This is a genomic window from Streptomyces sp. NPDC017991 (genome assembly GCF_044328075.1).
In the GTDB taxonomy this organism is placed as follows: Bacteria; Actinomycetota; Actinomycetes; order Streptomycetales; family Streptomycetaceae; genus Streptomyces.
Genome location: NZ_JBIRGP010000014.1, coordinates 113,283 through 133,036 on the forward strand (window position 1 = coordinate 113,283; position 19,754 = coordinate 133,036).

The 19,754-nt window shown below is 68.8% G+C and carries 18 protein-coding genes; 4 read left to right on the plus strand and 14 right to left on the minus strand.

Annotated features, from left to right (window positions below; all coding sequences use genetic code 11):
- Positions 1–325: 325 nt before the first annotated feature.
- The 5 genes from ACH4DZ_RS34485 to ACH4DZ_RS34505 form a co-directional block, all read right to left on the minus strand.
- Complete coding sequence (locus ACH4DZ_RS34485; RefSeq protein ID WP_398291891.1) at positions 326–1,150, minus strand: GNAT family N-acetyltransferase; 825 nt, start codon at positions 1,148–1,150, stop codon at positions 326–328.
- A 337-nt stretch (positions 1,151–1,487) separates the two neighbouring features.
- Positions 1,488–1,760 carry a hypothetical protein gene (locus ACH4DZ_RS34490; RefSeq protein WP_398291893.1) on the minus strand — a complete coding sequence of 91 codons (273 nt, stop codon included), beginning with the start codon at positions 1,758–1,760 and terminating at the stop codon, positions 1,488–1,490.
- A 141-nt stretch (positions 1,761–1,901) separates the two neighbouring features.
- Positions 1,902–2,702, minus strand: coding sequence for a hypothetical protein (locus ACH4DZ_RS34495; RefSeq protein ID WP_398291896.1), 801 nt, complete (start codon positions 2,700–2,702; stop codon positions 1,902–1,904).
- A gap of 1,117 nt (positions 2,703–3,819) precedes the next feature.
- Positions 3,820–4,179 carry a hypothetical protein gene (locus ACH4DZ_RS34500; protein ID WP_398291898.1) on the minus strand — a complete coding sequence of 120 codons (360 nt, stop codon included), beginning with the start codon at positions 4,177–4,179 and terminating at the stop codon, positions 3,820–3,822.
- 125 nt (positions 4,180–4,304) lie between these two features.
- The gene (locus tag ACH4DZ_RS34505; RefSeq protein WP_398291900.1) at positions 4,305–4,712 is read right to left on the minus strand and encodes a nuclear transport factor 2 family protein; all 408 of its coding nucleotides are present in this window, start codon (positions 4,710–4,712) and stop codon (positions 4,305–4,307) included.
- Positions 4,713–4,797: 85 nt separating this feature from the next.
- Here ACH4DZ_RS34505 and ACH4DZ_RS34510 point away from each other — a divergent pair, with 85 nt between their 5' ends.
- Positions 4,798–5,343, plus strand: a complete 546-nt coding sequence (locus ACH4DZ_RS34510) for a TetR/AcrR family transcriptional regulator (RefSeq protein WP_398291902.1) — start codon at positions 4,798–4,800, stop codon at positions 5,341–5,343.
- A 340-nt stretch (positions 5,344–5,683) separates the two neighbouring features.
- Here the strand turns inward: ACH4DZ_RS34510 and ACH4DZ_RS34515 are convergent, their stop codons facing one another.
- Both ACH4DZ_RS34515 and ACH4DZ_RS34520 read right to left on the minus strand, forming a co-directional pair.
- Positions 5,684–6,055 carry a fic family toxin-antitoxin system, toxin component gene (locus ACH4DZ_RS34515; protein WP_398291903.1) on the minus strand — a complete coding sequence of 124 codons (372 nt, stop codon included), beginning with the start codon at positions 6,053–6,055 and terminating at the stop codon, positions 5,684–5,686.
- On the minus strand, positions 6,052–6,321 hold the full coding sequence (locus ACH4DZ_RS34520; RefSeq protein WP_398292276.1) for a hypothetical protein: 270 nt from the start codon (positions 6,319–6,321) through the stop codon (positions 6,052–6,054). Before ACH4DZ_RS34520 ends, ACH4DZ_RS34515 begins: the two co-directional genes overlap by 4 nt.
- A gap of 183 nt (positions 6,322–6,504) precedes the next feature.
- Between ACH4DZ_RS34520 and ACH4DZ_RS34525 the strand changes: the two genes are divergently transcribed.
- Positions 6,505–7,197 (plus strand): TetR/AcrR family transcriptional regulator, encoded by a 693-nt coding sequence (locus ACH4DZ_RS34525; RefSeq protein ID WP_398291905.1) that lies wholly within the window; start codon positions 6,505–6,507, stop codon positions 7,195–7,197.
- A gap of 55 nt (positions 7,198–7,252) precedes the next feature.
- A complete protein-coding gene (locus ACH4DZ_RS34530) occupies positions 7,253–8,812 on the plus strand; it encodes an FAD-dependent monooxygenase (RefSeq protein WP_398291907.1) in 1,560 nt (519 codons plus the stop codon).
- 189 nt (positions 8,813–9,001) lie between these two features.
- On the opposite strand, the gene ACH4DZ_RS34535 is transcribed toward ACH4DZ_RS34530, so the two are convergent.
- The 7 genes from ACH4DZ_RS34535 to ACH4DZ_RS34565 form a co-directional block, all read right to left on the minus strand.
- Entirely contained in the window at positions 9,002–10,276 is a 1,275-nt protein-coding gene (locus tag ACH4DZ_RS34535) for a UDP-glucose dehydrogenase family protein (RefSeq protein ID WP_398292278.1), read from the minus strand.
- Positions 10,277–10,420: 144 nt separating this feature from the next.
- Positions 10,421–11,374 carry an EamA family transporter RarD gene (gene rarD / locus ACH4DZ_RS34540; protein WP_398291909.1) on the minus strand — a complete coding sequence of 318 codons (954 nt, stop codon included), beginning with the start codon at positions 11,372–11,374 and terminating at the stop codon, positions 10,421–10,423.
- On the minus strand, positions 11,371–12,516 hold the full coding sequence (locus tag ACH4DZ_RS34545) for a pyridoxal phosphate-dependent aminotransferase (protein ID WP_398291911.1): 1,146 nt from the start codon (positions 12,514–12,516) through the stop codon (positions 11,371–11,373). The genes rarD and ACH4DZ_RS34545 overlap by 4 nt, the downstream gene beginning before the upstream one ends.
- An 80-nt stretch (positions 12,517–12,596) precedes the next feature.
- Positions 12,597–13,586, minus strand: coding sequence for a UDP-glucuronic acid decarboxylase family protein (locus ACH4DZ_RS34550; protein ID WP_398291913.1), 990 nt, complete (start codon positions 13,584–13,586; stop codon positions 12,597–12,599).
- Between the two features lie 64 nt (positions 13,587–13,650).
- On the minus strand, positions 13,651–14,388 hold the full coding sequence (locus ACH4DZ_RS34555; RefSeq protein WP_398291915.1) for an SDR family NAD(P)-dependent oxidoreductase: 738 nt from the start codon (positions 14,386–14,388) through the stop codon (positions 13,651–13,653).
- 73 nt (positions 14,389–14,461) lie between these two features.
- Positions 14,462–15,886 (minus strand): FAD-dependent oxidoreductase, encoded by a 1,425-nt coding sequence (locus ACH4DZ_RS34560; RefSeq protein ID WP_398291917.1) that lies wholly within the window; start codon positions 15,884–15,886, stop codon positions 14,462–14,464.
- A complete protein-coding gene (locus tag ACH4DZ_RS34565; RefSeq protein WP_398291919.1) occupies positions 15,883–17,151 on the minus strand; it encodes an aminotransferase class I/II-fold pyridoxal phosphate-dependent enzyme in 1,269 nt (422 codons plus the stop codon). The genes ACH4DZ_RS34560 and ACH4DZ_RS34565 overlap by 4 nt, the downstream gene beginning before the upstream one ends.
- 1,387 nt (positions 17,152–18,538) lie before the next feature.
- On the opposite strand from ACH4DZ_RS34565, the gene ACH4DZ_RS34570 reads away from it, so the two are divergent.
- Positions 18,539–19,753 (plus strand): cytochrome P450, encoded by a 1,215-nt coding sequence (locus ACH4DZ_RS34570; RefSeq protein ID WP_398291921.1) that lies wholly within the window; start codon positions 18,539–18,541, stop codon positions 19,751–19,753.
- The last annotated feature ends 1 nt before the right edge of the window (position 19,754 follow it).

Here is a 19,754-nt window from a genome sequence, read left to right on the forward strand (position 1 = left end):
GAACGGGCCGCGACCCATGTCGAAGCTACGGGCGGGAGAACCTGGATCGTTGGGACCGGGGGCGACTCTTCAGCGGGCCACTGGTACCGGGGTACCAACGGGCCGCCGCCAGTCGATGCCCGAGCGGAAGGAGCACGCGGCGCTCACCCGGGTCAGTTTCAGCAAGGAGCCTGCCGACGTGCCTGTCTACGTGCCTGCCGACCAGCAGGAGACCACCCGGCGGACGTGACAGGTGACGGTGCGCTCACAGGTGCCCTGCCGGCCGGCCAAGTTCCGGACCTGGCCGTTGTCGCCGGTGGGCTGCTGCCCCCGCTTCCGGCTGTCCCTACTCGAAGAAGTGGCGGCGGTAGCGCGGGTTCATATGGTCCAGCGACAGCAGCACGTAGAACGAGGCCACTCTGGCGTCCGGGTCGTACGCGGGCTCACCACACACCCAGCTGCCCAACCGTAGGTACCCGCGCAGCAACGGTGGCATGACCAGACCGTCCACATCGGCGGTGTCATCACTCAGAAGCGGCTCGTGGGCGGTGACTCGGTATTCGGCCGGGGCCATGTACTTCGCGCGTATCGCGTTCCAGGTGACAGCGGGTCGGCTTTCGCCACCCCGCAGGTGAACCCAGGCGCAGCCACCCAACCAGCGGTGCCCGCCCCGGCGCATGTACTGGCCGATGCCGCTCCAGATCAAGTTGATGACCGCGCCGTTTCGGTGGTCGGGGTGTACACACGAGCGTCCCGTTTCCACCAGATCCGCGGCGATGGGTCGCAGGGCACCGAGATCGAAGGTGCGGTCCCCGAACCGCTCCCCCACGAGGGCCGCGCAGCGCGGTGACATCATGCGATACGTTCCGACGATCTTCCGGCTGCTGTTCTCCCGCACGATCAGATGGTCGGCATGCGCATCGAACTCGTCGGCATCCAGGCCGCCGTCCAGAGTGGACATGTGAGGGCCGAACTCGGCTGCGAAGACATCGTGACGCAACTGCTGGGCTTCGCGCACTTCCTGCCGGTCGGCGATCGTCAGGGTGTAGCCCGGAGCGAAGGAGACCACTGCGGATTCGCTGTCTCCTGCGTCGACATCGGCATCGGCATCGGCATCGGGGGTGAGCCTGCTCAGGTCACCGCTGCGCGCAAAATGAAGATCGTGGTTCATACTTCGCGTTCCTTCCGCTTGCATGCCTGCGCAGTCGGGCGACGCAGGACGGCTGTCGTCGCGGCGACATGCTGAGGCGAGACGTAAACGGGCGGACTTGCATGATCGTCGCAACGTTCAGGTTCATGGTGCCAGAAGTGCCGCGCACACCTGACCGAGGGCCGTGACCGGCCCAGGCCCTCACTTCCGCCGTGCGAGCGCGAAGGCTCTGCCATGCGGTTTCTTCCTGGTGTTCTACGAGTGCGGCCCCCTGTGACGCCGGGACCGGCGGTGGGTCAGTGCGAGCGCCAGCCGCATGCTGATACGCACGGACGATGGTGGAGCCCACCGAGATGTCCTACCGGTGCAGAATGCGGCCGATCGGCTGCCGATGACGCAGGGTGCCGTAGTCAGAGGCCCGAGACCGAACCGGCGGGTCTTCTGTGGCAACGATGCTGTCGATGTCGAGGATCGTATGGGTCCCCTCTGTCCCCATGAACTCCTCATCCTCGTACAGGTCCTCCAGGCTGCGGTAGCTCGCACCGTCGCCGTACTCCTCCTGGAACACACTGGACTGCAAAGTCGCCAAAGCCGCCTCGACGTCCCCGTCGAACCGCCCCACTCGCAGCACTTCGTCACGGTGTATGAGACGGCTGCTACACGCGGCCGGCCCTGTGGGCGTCCCGTGCCGCTGCAGAGGGGTGCAGCCAGGCGAGAGAGCACGCCATTGGTTTCCGGGTTCCCTCCGGTGCGGGGACGTGGGAAGCGGGGGTCAGACGGTGCGCCGGTCTCCGTCGGCGTTGCAGGGGAGGTCGGAGGCGGGGTGGTTGGCCGTGAAGTCTCGTTCGGCCTGGCGCTCGGCTTCGGTGATCGCGGTGGGTGCGACGCTGATGATGCCGCCGAAAGGACGGTCGACGTCGCGGATGATGACCAGGGCCGTGGTCAGCAGGGCGGTGATCACGACGAGGGTGAGGATCTGGCCCCGGTTGTTCCTGCGGGGCAGGCAGATCCCCAGGGCCGTGACGGTGAGGACCAGGGTGGCGAGCAGGAACCAGAAGATGGTGCCCGGGATGCTGGAGGTCGCCTGGGTGAGGCGTTCCTCGCGTTCGTCGGAGCGCTTGTTGTCGGCGGCGACGAGCATCCCGAAGACCGGCTGGCCGGCCAGGGCTTTGAAGGACTGGCGGAAGTCGGTCGACCACACGCTGGGGGCGGGCGAGCCGTTGCCGTCGGCCATCGCGGGCCACTCCTGGACGCGGACGGCGCGCGCGTAGCAGACGGCGCCGGCCTGCACCCGGGCCCGCTCGGCGGCCGACGCGTACTCGGCGGTCTCGACGAGCTGGTCCAGGGCGCGGGCCTCGCCACGTGAGGCGACCTCGGCCTTCCCGTAGGAGCCGTTGGCGGTGACCAGAACGAAGGAGAGCAGCAGGACAGTCATAGTGAGCAGCGGGCCGACGAGATCCTTGACGGCCATCCCCTCGTCGTCCCCGATGTTCAGCAGGCGTGGTCGCAGCCAACGGTTGGCGGCGAGACCCGCAAGCAAGGCGAGTACGGCAACGATGATGACGAGGGCCACTGAAGCCACCTCCGGGAGGTCTGAGGAAAGTCCCCCAGGGCAGGCAGGGGGCTACGTGATCATCGTTGCGTTGGTGGGATGACCAGAAGGACGGAAACGTTCACTCACCCCCGCACGGGGGACCTTCCCTCGGCCAGGCGGACGAGACGCCCTCGGGCGTGCCGGCCGCCGCACACGTTCCGGGCGCATGTACGGCAGTTGCCGAAGGAGCCCTTCACCGCTCGCAGCGGCAGCAGGGGCACGTCGTGCTGCCGCGGGTGTGAGCCCGGCCGGCACTCGCCGAATGTCACCGGGGTGCGTCATGCTGGGAGACCTGCAACGGGTCTGCGGACTGGTTGGCAGGGACGGCCCGGGTCTTTGGCTTGACGGGGTGCACCCTTTTTCCGATGTTTCGGGGGAGTCGGCGGACATGACCGGAAGAAGACCGCGCAAGGGTGGACCAGGTCTCGGCTGGAGAAACAGCCCGCAGTTGCGCTATGTGGCTGCGGTCTGGGGATTTTCCCTGCTCTACGGGCTGTACGTACTAGTCTCCAACCTTGCGTTCGGCAAGCCGTGGGAATCTGTCTTGCCGATCGCCATAGGCATGACGCTCGTCATGCCCGCGTACTTTGTGTGGTTCACGAGAGCAAGCCGAGGCAGGGGCAAGGACGGCCCGGGGCCCGCGGTTCCGCCGAAGGCGCCGCTGCCTCCGCCGCCGCCTCCGCCACCATTGGTCAAGTAGCTCAGCGGTGGAAGTGGTTGCTGGACAGACCGGTGATCAGAAGGTGGCGCTGGTAGACGCTCGACGCGGCAACGTCCCCGCGCAGGTCCTGACCCCCAACTGTTCAGAGCTGCCCCGAGGCCGCGCGCCAACCACGGTTCGGCACGCAGAGGCACGCAGAGACCGTAGATTCAAAACCCCGCTTTTCCGTGAGAAGCTTCGTCTCCAAATGGAGCGGTCGGGGGCCTGAAGTGCGTGAGTGGGACGTCAAGTACCTGGTTTTTTACTGCCCTCCGGCGGCATTGACGTTGATGTGCGTCCTGCGCTTCAGAAGCGGGTGGTCCTGGGAGGCGGCAGCGGTCGGTGGAGTGTTCGTGCCTCTCGGACTGATTGCCGCCGCATGGGGAGCTCACCTTCTTATTGGTCGATCGAGCAACTGATCGCCGCCGAGCGGGAGTCGGACGTGCAGCAACAGCGACAACCGCGCTGCAGGCTTGCGGCATCGATCAGGCGGTAGGCCATCGTGCGCAGGTCGTCGTCGTGAGCGGAGGCCTCCGGCAGGTGGCGGATCTTCTCCCACCATGTCTCGCACCATGTGTCGCCGACGAACCGCAGGGAGAGGGTCAGGCCGCGCGCCACCTGGCCGCGCTGGTGCAGCTGGAGTTCGAGCTGCGCGATCAGATCGAGCAGGACCGCGTGGCCCACGGCACCGTCCGGGGCATGCTCGACGAAGGAGTGCCGCACGCTCGTGGACGCGGGCAGGGCGCGTGGAACCACGGGGCGAGGATCGATACCGCCGGCCCGGTCCGCGACCAGTAGTCCGGCTGCGTCACCCAGCAGAAGCTGCGCGGTACCCGGCACGAGGGGGTCTGACCATGCTCGGACTCATCCTGCTCCTGAGGTCAGGACAGCAGACCCACCAGGGCGGCGTGGTCGTGGTAGTCGCGCGACCACACGACCCGCCCGTCCCGGACGCAGAACACGGCGATGTTGTGCGTGGTCACCGTCGTGCCGTCCGTCGTCCGGGTGACTTCGTTGTCCCACTCCCCCACGACGACCTCCGGGTCGGCCGTTTCGTGAACCTCGATGTTCCGCGGCGACAGCGTGACCGGGGCCGTACCGAACGCGGCGAGGTGCTGCTCGATCTCGCTCCGGCCTGTCAGCACGACCTCGACCGGCTTGGCGAACGGCTGCCGCACCACCGCGTCCTCGGCGTACAGACCGGTCACCGTCGTGATGTCCCGGTCGGCGAGCGACTTCAACAGAAGCTCGAACACCTCACGGGGACCACTGACCGCGTTGTCGGGCATGATTGCCTCCAGAAGTTAGAATCGGAGTGACCACTCCGGAAGGAACGTTACGGAGTGACGACTCCGCTTGTCAAGGAAGGTTCCCGTGTCTCCCCGAGCCGACGCCGCACGCAACCGGTCCGCCGTACTCCAAGCCGCCGACGAGGTTTTCGTCGAACACGGGGTCACAGCATCGACAGAGGAGATCGCCCGGCGGGCCGGCCTCGGAATCGGCACCGTCTTCCGCCACTTCCCGACGAAGGAAGCTCTGCTCAAGGCGGTATACGAGCGGCGCCTGGAGCACCTGGCCGCCCGAGCGTCGACCGTCGGGACGGGCAATGCTCCGCCCACCTGGTTTCGTCAGTTCTTCACCGACATGGCCACCACGTCGGCCGAGAAGCTCATCCTCGCCGACGCCCTGAGTGACCTGCAGGTGGACGCCGACCCCGAGGTCACGGCCCGGCTGCGCTCGGCCGTCGGCGCCCTGCTCCAGCGCGCCCAAGCTGCCGGAACCGTCCGCAAAGACGTGTCGTTCGACGATCTGATCGCCCTGCTGATCGCGGCCGGCCGAGCCGCCCAGGCCACTGCGGACGCGCAGACCCGTACCCGCCTGATCGACGTCATCCTGGACGGCCTGGAGCCCCGCGGGTAGCCCCAACCACACACTCCTCCTCGGAACCGCACGCCGCCCAGATCCATGACCTGGGAACTCTGCGTCGACTGCGTGCCCGGTGAGGCGGTCGTCCCCTCGAACCGGTCGGCGTCGGCAAGACCCAGCCCGCCCGAACTTTCGGCCCACCTCGCCGTCCGTCAGGGCGCCCACGTCCGTTTCGCTAAAACCAGCCGCGCCCTACAACGTCGGGGCGGACCGGTTCGCGGATGCGCGTCTCCCCGGTGCGGTTCGCGTCGCTGTCGGCACCTTCGTCGCGCTGCTCCGCCCCGCGCCGACCCATCGGGCCGGCGTACGGGGTGCGAGTGCCGGCCGGCTTCCTTCAGGGTTTCCAGGTGCGGAGGAAGGAAGAAATCCGCTCGGCGGTGCAGCGTGGGTTGTTGAGTTCGTGGGCGAGTGCGGTGAGCTGTTCGCGGGTGGGGTTGACGGGGATGTTGCTGGCTTCGAGGTACATGACGGCAACAGCGCAGGCGACGGTGAGGTTGGAGCGCTCCAACCAGCGGCAGCGGCCCAGGGTGTGGACCAGGGCGGCAGCGCGGGCGTAGGGACCGTCGTAGACGGGGGTGTCGAGGAGTTCGCCACCATGGCGGGCAACAGCCGCGATGGGCACGCCGTAGTCGTCGGCGGCCGGGTCGCGGTGGCCGGCCCGTTCCGCGACTTCGAGGATCCAGGATTCGTCGACGTGCAGGATCACGCGGCGGCGCCCGGCCGCGGCTGAACGTACGGGGTGCCGAGCTGAGCATACGGGGCGTCGACCTGCTCCTCCAGGTCGTCGAGGAAGCTGCCGTGCTCATCGATGAGCCGCTGGGCCGCCGCCATTCCCGCCGCGCGGGCACCGGTGGTGTCCTCGACGATGAGCCGCTCCACGTACTTGTTGAAGTCGAGCCGTCGGGCGGCCGCGGCGGCCTTGCCCGCGGCCAGCACGTCCTCTTCCAGCCGGACCTGCGTCTGCTTCTTCATGGAAGTCACATCCACATGGTAGCAGGGTGGTAGCAAGCGCGTGAGCAGACAGTACGCCCTGGCGCCACCCCGCCAGGTCTCCTTCATCCCCGTCAAGAGCCCGAGAGTCCCCGAGGGCTGCTCCAGCCATTTGGAACGGTGCACTAATTTGGTGCGTCGCTCCAAATGTGTCAGGGTAGACGAATGCCATCGCCAAGCGGCCGCCCCGGGCGGCGCAACCAGGTCCTTTCCCGAGAGCTGATCATCGAGACCGCAGTGGAGCTGCTCGATGCGGGTGGTGAGGGCGCGCTGACGACTCGGGCGCTGACCGAGCGTCTGGCCACCGGGTCCGGGGCGATCTACTACCGCGTGGGCACCCGGGACGAGCTGCTGGCCGGCGCGACGGAGGCGGTCGTCATCGCCGCGCTGGCCGCCGTACCAGCCGGAGCCGCGGCCACGCCCTCGGAGGAGATCCGCTCCGTCGCGCTGGCTCTGTTCGATGCGATCGTCGACCACCCCTGGCTGGCCACGTGGCTGACCCTGCAGATCGTCCGCAACCCGGTCGGTCCTGTGACCGTGGAGATCTTCGAGCGGATCGGCCGGCAGGTGAGTGCGCTGGGGGTGCCCCAGGCCTCCTGGTTCGACGCGACCTCGACGCTCGTGCATTTCGTTCTCGGCGCGATCAGTCAGAACGCCCGCATCGAGGGGGACGCTAGCGGTGCCGAGCCCGACCGCGCGGTCTTCATCGATGCGACGGCGACGGCGTGGCAGGAGCTCGACCCCGTCGACTACCCGTTCATGCACGCCCTCGTCGGCCAGGTGAGCGAGCACGACGACCGCGAGCAGTTCCTCGCCGGGATCGCCATCGTCCTCGGCGGAATCACCCGTCTTCGCTGACCCGCCGACACCGGCCGGGTGGGCCCCCTGTGTTCGTTTCAGAAGGGCGTCTCTCATGTATGACGTAGTGATCGCGGGCGGCGGGCCGGTCGGCCTGTTCCTGGCCGGCGAGCTTGCCCTGAACGGCTGTTCCGTTCTGGTCCTGGAGCGCGATGACGAGCTCGGCTCGCCGTGGAAGGCGCTGCCCCTCGGCATGCGTGGTCTGAGCGCCGGATCCGCCGAGACGTTCTACCGGCGAGGACTGCTCGACGCGGTGATCAGCGCTTCGGGCGCCGATGTGACGAAGGTCGGCGCAGCCCCCGACGCGGTCGAGGCACCGGACCCCCGCGACGTGAGCCACTTTGCGGGCATGAGCCTCAGCGCGGCCGACATCGACGTCTGCGCCCTTCCGTTCCGGCTGCCCGGTCCGGCGATGGAAGGCTTCATGACCAGCCTCGAAGCAGTCAGCACGGTCCTGGCCGAGCGCGCCGGCGCCCTCGGCGTCGAGATCGTCCGGAGTGCTGCCGTCACGGCTGTGGCCCAGGATGACGAGAGCGTCGTCGCCACAGCGGGCGGCCAGGAGTACCGGGCGCACTGGTTGGTGGGATGCGACGGCGGCCGCAGCAGCGTGCGCTCGCTGGCCGGCTTCGACTTCGTCGGTACCGAGCCCCTGTTCACCGGCTACGTCGTGAGGGTCGCGTTCGCCGACCCTGAGCAGTTGGCGCTCGGGTTCAACCTGACGCCCCACGGCATGTACCTGCGCACGCCCTTCGAGGGGCACCTGGGCATGATGGACTTCGACGGCGGCACGTTCGACCGCTCAGAGCCGCTGACCCGCGAGCACCTCCAAGAGGTCCTGCGGCGTGTCTCCGGCACCGATGTGGTGCTGACCGAGGTTCATCAGGCCTCCAGCTTCACCGACCGCGCGATGCAGGTGACGTCGTACCGCAAGGGACGCGTACTGCTTGCGGGCGACGCCGCGCACATCCACTCCCCGCTGGGCGGCCAGGGCCTCAACCTGGGCATCGGCGATGCCATGAACCTCGGCTGGAAGCTCGCGGCCACCGTGCGGGGCACCGCCCCCGAGACACTGCTCGACACCTACCACAGTGAGCGTCACCCCGTCGGCGCCGCGATCCTCAACTGGTCGCGCGCCCAGGTGGCGACCATGAAGCCGGGCCCGAACGCCCCCGCGCTGCGCCGGCTGGTTCACGACCTGATGCGGACCACCGACGGAACGACCCACGTCTACCGCAGGACATCGGGACTGTTCCACCACTACGACCTGGGCAGCACGCACCCGCTCGTCGGCTGCACCGCACCCGACTTCCGCTTCGAGGCCGGCCCCCGTCTCGGTGAACTCCTGCGCCAGGGCCAGGGCGTAGTGCTCGACTTCAGCGGTGACCACGCTCTGCAGAGCGCGGCGATGGGCTGGCAGGGCCGCATCACCTACGCGGCCGGCCCGGCACGCAACGACCTCGGACTGGTCGCTCTGCTCATCCGCCCCGACGGTGTCGTGGCCTGGGCCAGTGGGCCCTCCCCCGACCTCGAAGCATTCGAGCAGGCCGCCACCTGCTGGTTCGCCGGCCCCGCACGGACGCTGCCGCACCAGGCCGCTCAACAGCCACATCAGTGAAGTCTGTTTGACCGGTCCACGCCTTTGCCGAGGACAAGCACGCCGGGCGGAGTCAGCTGCCGGGGCCGATCGGCGCGGACGATGTCAGGGCGGGGGCAGCGTTCCGGGGCTGGGCCGCCCTCGTCTGCTGGTCTGGTCAAGCCCGACCCACCATGCACACCGCCCCGGTCGCCCCCCCGCCCCCCGAAGTCACGGACGGCCGAGTGCCCGGTATTCCCAGCCGGCCGCGCGCCAGCGGGACGCGTCCAGGGTGTTCCGGCCGTCGATGATGCGTTGCCCGGCCACCGTGGCGCCCAGGGCGCCGGGGTCGATGTTCCCGAACTCCGGCCACTCGGTGAGGTGCAGCAGGAGGTCGGTTCCGACGGCCGCCTTGGTGACGGAGTCGGCGAAGGACAGCGACGGGAACACCTTGCGCGCGTTGTCCATCGCCATGGGGTCGTAGACGACCACCTCGGCGCCCTGCCGCTCGATGAGGTCGGCCACCGCGAGCGCCGGTGAGTCCCGTACGTCGTCGGAGCCGGGCTTGAAGGCCGCCCCCAGGACCGTGATCCGCCGCTCGCGCAAGTCACCGCCGCTCAACTCCCTCGCCAGGTCGACCACCGCGTCACGCCGGCGCAGGTTGACCTCGTCGACCTGGTGCAGAAACGCCACGGCCCGCCCGACGCCCAGCTCTTCGGCCCTGGCCGTGAAGGCGCGGATGTCCTTGGGCAGGCAGCCTCCCCCGAAACCGACCCCCGGGCGCAGGAAACGGCCGCCGATCCTGGGGTCGTGGGAGAGCGCCTGTGCCAGCGGCAGGACGTCGGCCCCCGCCGCCTCGCAGACCTCGGCCATGGCGTTGATGAAGGAGATCTTCATGGCCAGGAAGGAGTTCGCCGCGACCTTCACCAGTTCCGCGGTCGCCAGGTCGGCGACCACCAACGGCACCGGCTCACCCTCTTCCGCCGGTTCGAGCAGCGGTGCGTAGACCTCGCGCAGCAGCCGCTCCGCCCGGTCCGACGCGACACCGAAGACCAGCCGGTCGGGTCGCAGGGTGTCCTGCACCGCGAATCCCTCGCGCAGGAACTCCGGGTTCCACGCCACTTCCGCGCCCTGCCCCGCCGGTGCCAGCTGTGCCAGCCGCGTCCGCAGGCGGGCGGCCGTGCCGACCGGGACGGTGGACTTGCCCACCAGCAGGCAGGGGCGTGTCAGGTGCGGGCCGAGCGCCTCCACCGCGCCGTCCACGTACCGCAGGTCGGCCCCCGGCCCGTCGGTGCGCTGCGGGGTGCCCACGCACAGGAAGTGGACGTCGGCGAAGGCGGCGGCCTTCTCGTAGGACGTGGTGAACCTCAGTCGCCCCGTGGCGAGCTGGCTGCGCAGGAGGTCTTCGAGTCCGGGTTCGTGGAAAGGGAGCCGGCCGGCCGAGAGGGCGGCGATCTTCTCGGCGTCCACGTCCAGGCCCAGGGTCTGGAATCCGAGCGCGGCCATGCAGACCGCGTGGGTGGCTCCCAGGTATCCGGTGCCGATCACGGAGAGACGGCGGTCGCGGGGTGATGGGGGCGCGGCAGTGACTGTTTTGGTCTTGCTCTGCACGGAGGACTCCATGGTGTCGTCGGTTCGCCGGCGTGTCATTCACTCTTCGGGGACGCGCAGTTCCGCCCGGACGGGCTGCGCGGCAGGCGCGCTTTTCCTGCGCCTTGTGCTCTGCCGGTCCTGCTCGCGCAGCGCGTCGGTGCTCAGCAGGGCCAGTGCGATCCAGATCAGGACGAAGCCGCTCCACCGCGAGGCCGGCATCTGCTCGTGGAACAGCACGACGCCGATGAGCAGTTGCAGTACGGGCGTCAGGTATTGCAGAAGCCCGATCGTGGCCAGCGGCATCCGCCGGGCTGCCGCCGCGAACAGCAGGAGCGGAGCGACGACCGTCACGCCGCCTGCGGCGAGGAGCACGGCGTGCCAGGGGACGTCCTGGGTGAAGGTCCCGTGCCCGGTCACCGTGTAGAGGGCCAGTCCGGCCGCGGCCAGGGGGGCGAGGGTGAGGGCCTCGGTGGTAAGCCCGGGGAGTGCTTCGACGTCCTCGCCGACCTGCTTCTTGATCAGTCCGTAGAGGCCGAACGAGGTCGCGAGGATCAGCGCGATCCAGGGCGGCCGGCCGTAGTCGACGGTGACGACGAGCACGGACAGGACGCCGGTGGAGACCGCCGACCACTGCAGAGGACGCAGCCGTTCTCGTCGTACGAGCACGGCCAGCGCCACGGTGACCAGGGGGTTGATGAAGTAGCCCAGCGACGCCTCGATGACGCGGTCGGCGTTCACGGCGTAGACGTAGCAGCCCGAGTTCACCGCGAGCACGGCGGCCGCCCCCGCGAGCGCGGACACGCGCCGCCCCCGGCGCAGCAGCGCGCGCAGCCGGCCCGCGGCGCCGGTGGCCGCGACCACCAGCAGGCAGACCGGCAGCGTCCACAGGAGCCGCTGCAGCAGGATCTCCAGGGTGCTGGAGCTGTCCAGCAGCCGGAAGTACAGCGGGAACAGGCCCCACAGCGCGTAGGCGGCGACCCCGTACAAGCCTCCTCGGCGTGCGTCGTTCACCGGGTCCCCAGCCCGCCGGCGTCCGCGTTCACGAGGTCGCCACGGGGCCGGAAGCGCCGTATCCGCCGGCCTGCCTCCTCCACCACCGCGTCCTCCTTGGCGAAGCAGAATCTCAGCAGGTTCTCGCCGGTCGCCCCCTGGTAGAAGGCGCTGCCCGGGACCGAGGCCACACCGCCGTGCTCCAGCAACGCCATCGCCGCGCCCCGGGCGGTGCCGAAGCCCCACTCCGAGACGTCGGCCAGGACGTAGTAGGCGCCCTTCGGGACGATGGGCGACATGCCGGCCTCGGCCAGCGCGTCGCACAGCCGGTCGCGCTTGCGCTGGTAGTCCGAGCGCATCTCGGCGAAGTAGGAGGGCGGCAGGGCGAAGCCCGCGAGGACGCCGTGCTGGAGCGGATTGGGCGCGCAGACGTAGTAGAGGTCGTTGACGAGGGCGATCGCCCTGGCCAGCGGCTCGGGCGCGAGGGCGTAGCCGAGGCGCCATCCGGTGATGCTGAACGTCTTCGACAGGCCCGTGATGGTGACCGAGCGGGGCCACAGGCCCCCCACCGTGGCCGGCGAGAGGTGCGGGCAGTCGTCGTAGCGGATGTACTCGTAGATCTCGTCGCTGATGACGAGCAGGTCCCGGTCGTGCGCGACGCGCGCGACCGCCTCCAGCTCGGCCCGGCTGAACATTTTGCCGCTGGGGTTCGACGGCGTGCACACCACGATGGCGCGGGTGGTGGGCCGCACCGCGGCCCGCAGCGCCTCCTCGGTGAGGGTGAACTCCGGTGGCGCGAGGGTGAGGAACTGCGGTTCGAGCCCGGCGACGACCGCGGCGTTGACGTGGTAGCCGTAGTACGGCTCCATGATCAGGATGCCGTCGCCCGGGTCGAGCAACGCGTTGACCGCCGCGGTGTACGCGCCGGTGGCGCCCACGGTGACCACGATCTCCCCCTCGGGTGCGGCCGTCAGGCCGTTGTCCCGCGCCGCCTTCTCGGCGATCGCCCGGCGCAGCGCGAGGTGTCCCTCGGGGTAGGTGTAGATGCTCTCGTCGGCGTCTATCGCCGCCTTGGCCGCCTCGGCCACGACCGAGGGGGTCGGCAGGTCGCAGATCCCCTGTCCGAGGTTGATGGCTCCGAGCCGGTCGCTCTCGCGGCTCATGCGCCGTATGTCGGACTGGGCCAGGCCTCGCAGGCGGTTCGCGACCGGAAAAGAGGCCGGCCCGGCGTCTGCCCTCCCTCTCATCGGCCGGCCCCCTGCTGCACCGGTACGGGTTCGGCCCGCTGCCCGCCCGCCAGGGTCGTCCTGGCGGCGAAGTCGGCGATCGTCCGGCGCAGCCCGTCCTCCAGGTCGACCTTCGGCTCCCAGCCCGACAACATGGTGGCCCGGGAGATGTCGGGGCGGCGGCGGGTGGGGTCGTCCTCGGGCAGCGGCCGGAAGGCCAGCTCGGACCGGGAACCGGCCAGCCGCTTGATCTGACGGGCGATCTGCTCGACGGTCGTCTCCAGCGGGTTGCCCAGGTTCACCGGCCGGGCGTCGGTCTCGGTCGCCATCAGGCGGACGACGGCCTCGACCAAGTCGTCGACGTAGCAGAAGGACCGGGTCTGGCTGCCGTCGCCGTAGATGGTCAACGGCTCCTCGCGCAGCGCCTGCACCGTGAAGTTCGACACCACCCTGCCGTCGTTCTCGTGCATCCGCGGCCCATAGGTGTTGAAGATCCGGCCGAGCCGGACCTCGACTCCGTACTGCCGCGCGAAGCTCACCGCGAGTGCTTCCGCGCAGCGCTTGCCCTCGTCGTAGCAGGCCCTGACGCCGATGGGGTTGACGTGCCCCCAGTAGTCCTCCTGCTGCGGGTGGACCTGGGGGTCGCCGTACACCTCGGAGGTGGAGGCGATGAACAGCCGGGCGCCGGTCTCACGGGCCAGTTCGAGGGCGTTCAACGTGCCCTCCACACAGGTGCGGACGGTGCGCACCGGGTTGCGCTGATAGTGGACCGGGGAGGCCGGGCAGGCCAGGTGGTAGATCTGGTCGACCTCGACGTGGAAGGGCTCGGCCACGTCATGCCGCTCGAACTCGAAACGGGGACTACCGAGCAGGTGTGCGATGTTGCTTCGCCGCCCGGTGAAGAGGTTGTCCAGGCAGATGACCTCGTGGCCATCGTCGATCAGCCGCTCACACAGGTGTGATCCGATGAATCCGGCACCACCCGTGACAAGAACACGTGTACGCATACGGGTAAAACCTTCCGTGAACCGTGAACCGTGAGCCGTGAGGGGGCGCAGAGGGCGACGACGCCTACCGCATGGCGAGGCCGCCGTTGCAGTCGACCGTCTCCCCCGTGACGAAGGTGGCGCCGATCAGGTACTCGATGGTGCGGGCGACGTCCGCCACCCCTCCCGCACGCCGCAGCGGGGTGTTCTCGATGAACTGCCGCATCCTGTCCTTGGACGTCACGCGCTCGTGGAAGCGGGTGTCGATGATGCCGGGCGCCACCGCGTTGACCCGGATGTCCGGCGCGAGTTCGCCGGCGGCGCCTCGTGTGAAGGAGTCCATGGCGGCCTTGGACGCGCCGTACGCCGTCGCGGTCGGCGCTCCGTGGCGCATCGCGATCGAGGTCACGTTCACGACGCAGGGGTCGTTGCCACCCCGGCGCAGGAGCCCGGTGCACAAGCTGGTCAGCCGCATCGCGGAGAAGGTGTTCAGCGCGAACGTCGCGGCCAGGTGATCCCATGTCAGATCCCCGACGGACTGGCGCTCGATCATGCCGCCCGCGTTGTTGACCAGGACGTCCAGCGCGTCCAAGCGCCTGCTGATCTCCTCGGACAGCGCCTCGCAGCCCGCGTCCGTGGTCAGGTCGGCCTCGACCACGTCGACGCCGGCACAGACCGGCGCCAGCTCCTCCCGCAGGGCCAAGGCGCCCTCCTTCGCCGTGTGGTAGTGCAGGACGAGCCGGTTTCCCGGGGCCAGCCGCCGCGCCGTCTCGGCCCCGATGCCGCTGCCGGCACCCGTGATCACGATGTTCTTCCCAGACATGCATGCATCCCCTCCGGGCCGGATGTCACGGCCCACGCTCTTGGCAGGAACTCCTTGTGCCGCACCGGCCGTGTCAGTACGAGGCCTGCCGTATGCCCGGCCGGTCGACGGCGTCGCTGAACCGCAGGGCGAGGACCTCGGGCACGTTCATGTTGACCGCGTGCTTCTTCGCCCGGGCGGTCAGCAACTCCGGCTTGCCCGCCCAGTCGGGCGGCGTCTCCCAGCAGGCGCGGGTCGCCCCGGCGAGGATCTCCCGGGCCTCGTCCGCGCCCACGTTGCCGGCGGCCCGGGAGTGCTCCAATGCCAGAGCCAGCTCCTTGCGGCCGTTGACGGCGCACATCGTCCACTTGGGCAGCACGGTCATCGTGGCACCGGAGTCGACGCCGAAGACGCCGATGTTGCGCCGCATCCGGGAGTCCGAGACGGTGTTGATCGCGACCTTGAGGTACGTCCCGAGGATCTTGGACCGGCGCAGCTCCGGGTAGAAGTCACGCAGCCGCCTCACCGTCCGCTCGGCGCGCTCCTCCATCTCCGGGTGGCCTTCGGCGAGGTAGCGCGCGTACGGGGTGGCGCCGGTGGCCGGGTCCATCACCAGGTTCATCACGTGCCCGGCCGGCGGGTGGTACACCATCGCGACGTGCTTGTTGAGCGGACTGAGCATGCCCCCGTAGGAGTCCTCCAGCTTCAGGCAGGTGAAGTTCTTCTCCGTACCGTCGGGGAGGTCGACGTAGAGGATCTGCCGCAGTGCCATGAACAGCCGCGGGAACTCGATCCGCGGATTGAGCGACTTGGCCAGGCCGAACGCCGCTGTCGCCGCGCACAGGCTCACCTGGTCCGCGACCACGGTGTGCCGGGCACCACCGGCGTTCGTGTGGACGACGTCGTACCGGCCGTCGGCGCGGCGCTCCACCGCCTGCACACTGCTGCCTTCACGGAAGTCGACGCCGCACCGCCGCAGCTCCCAGTCGAGCACCGTGGACACGAGTGCGGGGTTCATCCCCCGCTGCGGAGTCAGGAACGCGGCAGCCACGTCGTGGACGCCGTCCACGGTGGGGACCTCGCGGCAGACCTGCGACGGGTCGCCGAAGACGGCGTTGGCCGGGTCCTCCTCGCACCGCCGGGCGTAGTGCGTGCGGATGACGTCCATGTTCGTGCGGCACTGGCCGACGATGTCGTGGCCGTCGTCCATCATGCTCCGGGAGGCGATGATGCGGCTGTTCGTCTTGCCGCCGTAGATCGTCTCGGGGAAGAAGCGCTCGTTCTCGATGCGGCCGTCCAGGCAGTCCCGCGCGCTCTGCGGGTCGAAGGGGTACTCGGCGCCGCTGTGGTTCTCGCTGACGATGTTGCTGGTCTGCGTGCACACGGGGTACGTGCCTTCGGAGCGCGCCTGCTGCCGCTCCAGGACGATGACGTCGTACCCCGCGCGGCTGCGGGTGATCGCGGCGAGGCAGCCGGCGATTCCCGCGCCGATCACCACGTGCAGTTCCTTGTGCTTCATTTCCCGCCCTCCCCGTTCCCGCAGGTCTCGTAGGTCGCGTAGGTCGCGTGGACGCGCTTGAGCGCGGCGGCGACACCCCGGATGTCGTCCTCGGTGTGGTTGGCCGCGATGCACAGCCGCAGCTGCGCGGACTTGCGGCGGACGATGGGGAAGAAGACCACCGACGCGTAGTAGCCCTCGTCCAGGAGTTCCTCGCCGGCCTTCAGGGCGTTCGTCTCGTCCCCGATCGCCACCATCCGGATGGGGCTGAACGGCAGTGACAGCCCCATCAGTTCGTCGAACAGCGCCACCCGTTCACGCAGGGTCCGCTGCAGGGGGGCGATCGCCCCCTCCTCGTGCAGCTCCACGACGGCGCGGCACGCGTAGACCGCCTGGAAGGTCTGCGCCGCCGAGAACGCGTAGACCTGTCCGTAGGAGCGGATCAGCTGCTCGCGCCACTCGCCCTGGACGAGGAGCCCGCCGCCGTAGGCGCCGAAGCCCTTGGACAGCGAGTAGGTGAGGATGACGCGCTCGGGGATGTCGCCCTCGATCTGGCTGAGGAGCTGGCCCTCACCGCGCTCGCCGAAGATGCCCAGGCCGTGGGCGTCGTCGATGTAGAGCCACAGGTCCAGCTCCTCGGCCAGGTCGAGCAATTCGCGGGCCGGGCACAGACCGCCCATCGAGTAGATGCCGTCGGCCACGTAGACCGGCACCTCACCGCGCGCCCGTGCGGCAGCGACCTGCTTGCGCAGGTCCTCGAAGGAGTTGTGCGGAACCGTCTCCACCGTGGCCTCGGCGGCGAGCACCGGCTTGAGATAGGCCATGGACGAGTGGGCGAACTGGTCGAAGATCAGGCACGTCTTGTGCGCCGTGCCCTCCTCGAAGAGCACCCCACTGGCGAGGAGCGGCATGAGCGAGATGTGCGCGGTGGTCGTCGAGGGAAAGGTGATGGCCCGCCCCCGGTACAGCGCCGACAGTTCCTCTTCGAGGAGTCGCTGCGGCTCGAAGGAGAAACGCGAACGGGCGCAGCAGAAGTTCATCCCCCACTCCTCGTCCACGGCCTTCGACGCCGCGATCACGCGGGGGTGCAGGTCGAGCCCGAGGTAGGAGCAGTTGACGAACTCGACCACCCCGCGGCCGTCCGGCAGGAACACCTGCTTCCCTTTTCGGCCGGTGATGCTTACCTGCATCAGGCTGCTGTCTACAGCACGCTCGTACTGAGCGGACGACTCCTTGATGACGAAAGGTGTATTCCTGAGCCGGACGGACGGAGAAGTTGACGCCATGTCGACCTCGATAATATAGGGGGTACCAACGACATTTCGAGAACGCTCATCACTCTGTTTCTGTTCGGGAACTCCCGGCCCGCAGTGGACCGGACAAGGGGAAATGATTTCTCGTTTTTCGGCATGCCGGATCGACAGGGGCGGACGATCATCGAATCCGGCCGGTCGGACGCGTAATGACACAGCGCTTTCACCGGCCGGTCGGCTGCACGAACATTCGGAGAACACCGCCGGGGCAGTGGACGAGCAGTGGGCGGCCGGGGCCGCCGGTTCACCGTGCGGCACCGCTCCCGCACGGTGCCGCAACGAAACGCAGTGAAGTTCTCGCGGGTCTCACCCGCCGTGCCCTTCCACAGGGCGAAGTCCGCAATGACGCTCCGAGGAGGACCGACATCGAGGTCCGACGTGAAACAAGCGACGCAGCACACGCTGATCGCCGCGCGGCCTCGAATGACCGGTCCACCGTGGACGACGAGCGCAGCCACGGGCTCGGGAAGGGCGGTGATGCCCGCCCAGCAGCAGTTGGGATGTCGTGGCGACGGCCCTGGTTCTCCGCCTCGCGCCGGATCCGGTCCCCGCAGAAGCACGGGTGGCCGACAGACCCTCTGCGGCCGGCGCGGTCCCGAAGACGACGGACGTGCCGGCGGTCACTGACTCGATCCGCATGAGCCTTGTGGCCTGCAACTCTTTCGACCGTCAGCACATAGGCCGCTGCCACGATCAAAAGCGCATGCCTGACCTTGCTCACCATCTCCCCCAACTGCAGATGGCAGCAGGCCAAAGCGAGGCCCTTACGGTGTCAGTCATTCGACCGGTCACCGTTTGCCATCCACCCCCCGTGGATGGAATTAATACAACAGTCCGATACCGGCCCCTGTCAACACCTGACGGCACCGTTTGACTTTCTCCCTCACTCGGAAGATGAAACGGAATACCGGCGACACCGCGATGATGTGCGGACATCATCGACGACGGAATCAAACTGACAGTGATCCCTTACAGGGTAAACAAAATGGAAAACGGGGTGCCAGGCATGGCGAAGACGCCCGGGCACGCGAATTGAGACCTACACCACACCTGCGGACGGGTCCATACCGGTACCGACCCGTCCGCCGCCCCGACCCACGACCTCCGACGAGCCGGCCGATGCTGCGCCCCCTGCGCGGCCGGCAACCCCTCAGCTCGTCCTACCGATCCGGCGCGGGCCCACGCCGGAAACCCGAACGCGAAGACCCCTCATACGGGCGGTTTACCGCCTTTTGCGGTCGCCCCGTAATGGGCCGGGTATCGCGTTGAGAGGCACTCAGTACGCGGACCTCGTGTACACGGACCTCGTGTACGCGGAACTCGTGTACACGAGCCTCGTGTTGGAGGGGGAGACGCAGCGATGACCACGGCGGATACAGAGACCGGGACGGCGTGTCCGTTCCGCCACGACACTGCGCTGGAACCCGACCCGTTCATGGCCAGGATGCGGACCGAGGCGCCCGTGACCCGGGTCCGGATGCCCTACGGGACGGGTACCTGCTGGCTGGTGACACGTTACGAGGACGTACGGACGGTGACCTCGGACCGGCGGTTCAGCAGGGCCGCACTGATCGGCCGGGACTACCCGCGGATCACCCCGGTGCCCATCGCGCAGCCCGAGGCGATCAACCTGATGGACCCGCCTGCGCTCAACCGGGTGCGCCGACTCGTCATCCACGCCTTCACCACTCCGCACGTCGAGGCGTTGCGCCCGTGGACGCAGCGGACCACGAACGCGCTGCTGGAGGCGATGGCCGAACGCGGTGCACCGGCGGACATCGCCGCGCACCTGGCCGACGAACTGCCGCTGATGACGATCAGCCAGCTGATGGACATACCGGAAGGGCACCGCCCGCAACTGCGCCGATGGGCGATGGCCATGATGTCGATGAGCGCTGACGACAGGTCCTCGGCAATCGAGGCGAAGTCGGCTCTGCGTGACTACTTCGCCGCACTGACCACAGCGCGGCGCCGCGTCCCGGGCGACGATCTGATCAGCGCGATGGCCACCGCCCGCATCGGGGACGAGATGCTGGAGGAAGGAGAGCTGGCCGTGCTGGCCATGCTCTTGGTGGTCACCGGACACGACACCACTACCTACGAGATCAGCAACATCGTGTACACCCTGCTGACCCACCCAACTCACCTGGCCCAACTGCGAACACGGCCCGAACTGCTGCCCCAGGCGCTGGAGGAACTGCTGCGCCACATCCCCTTCCGCCAGGGCGTCGGCATTCCCAGGGTGGCCCTGGAAGACGTGGAACTCGGCGACCAGATCATTCGAGCGGGCGACACTGTGCAGGTGTCGTACCTGACCGCCAATCGCGACGACCTGGTGTACGAGCGGCCCGACGAGCTGGACTTCGGGCGGCAGGCGCCCGCCGTGCACATGACCTTCGGATACGGCAGCCACCACTGCCTCGGCTCCCACCTGGCACGCATGGTCCTCCAAGTGGCCATCGGCACGCTCCTGACCCGGTTCCCCACCCTGCGACTGGCCGTGCCCGAGGACGAGCTGCGGTGGAACACCACGTCGATCTGGCGCTATCCACTCGCCCTTCCGGTGACCTGGTAGA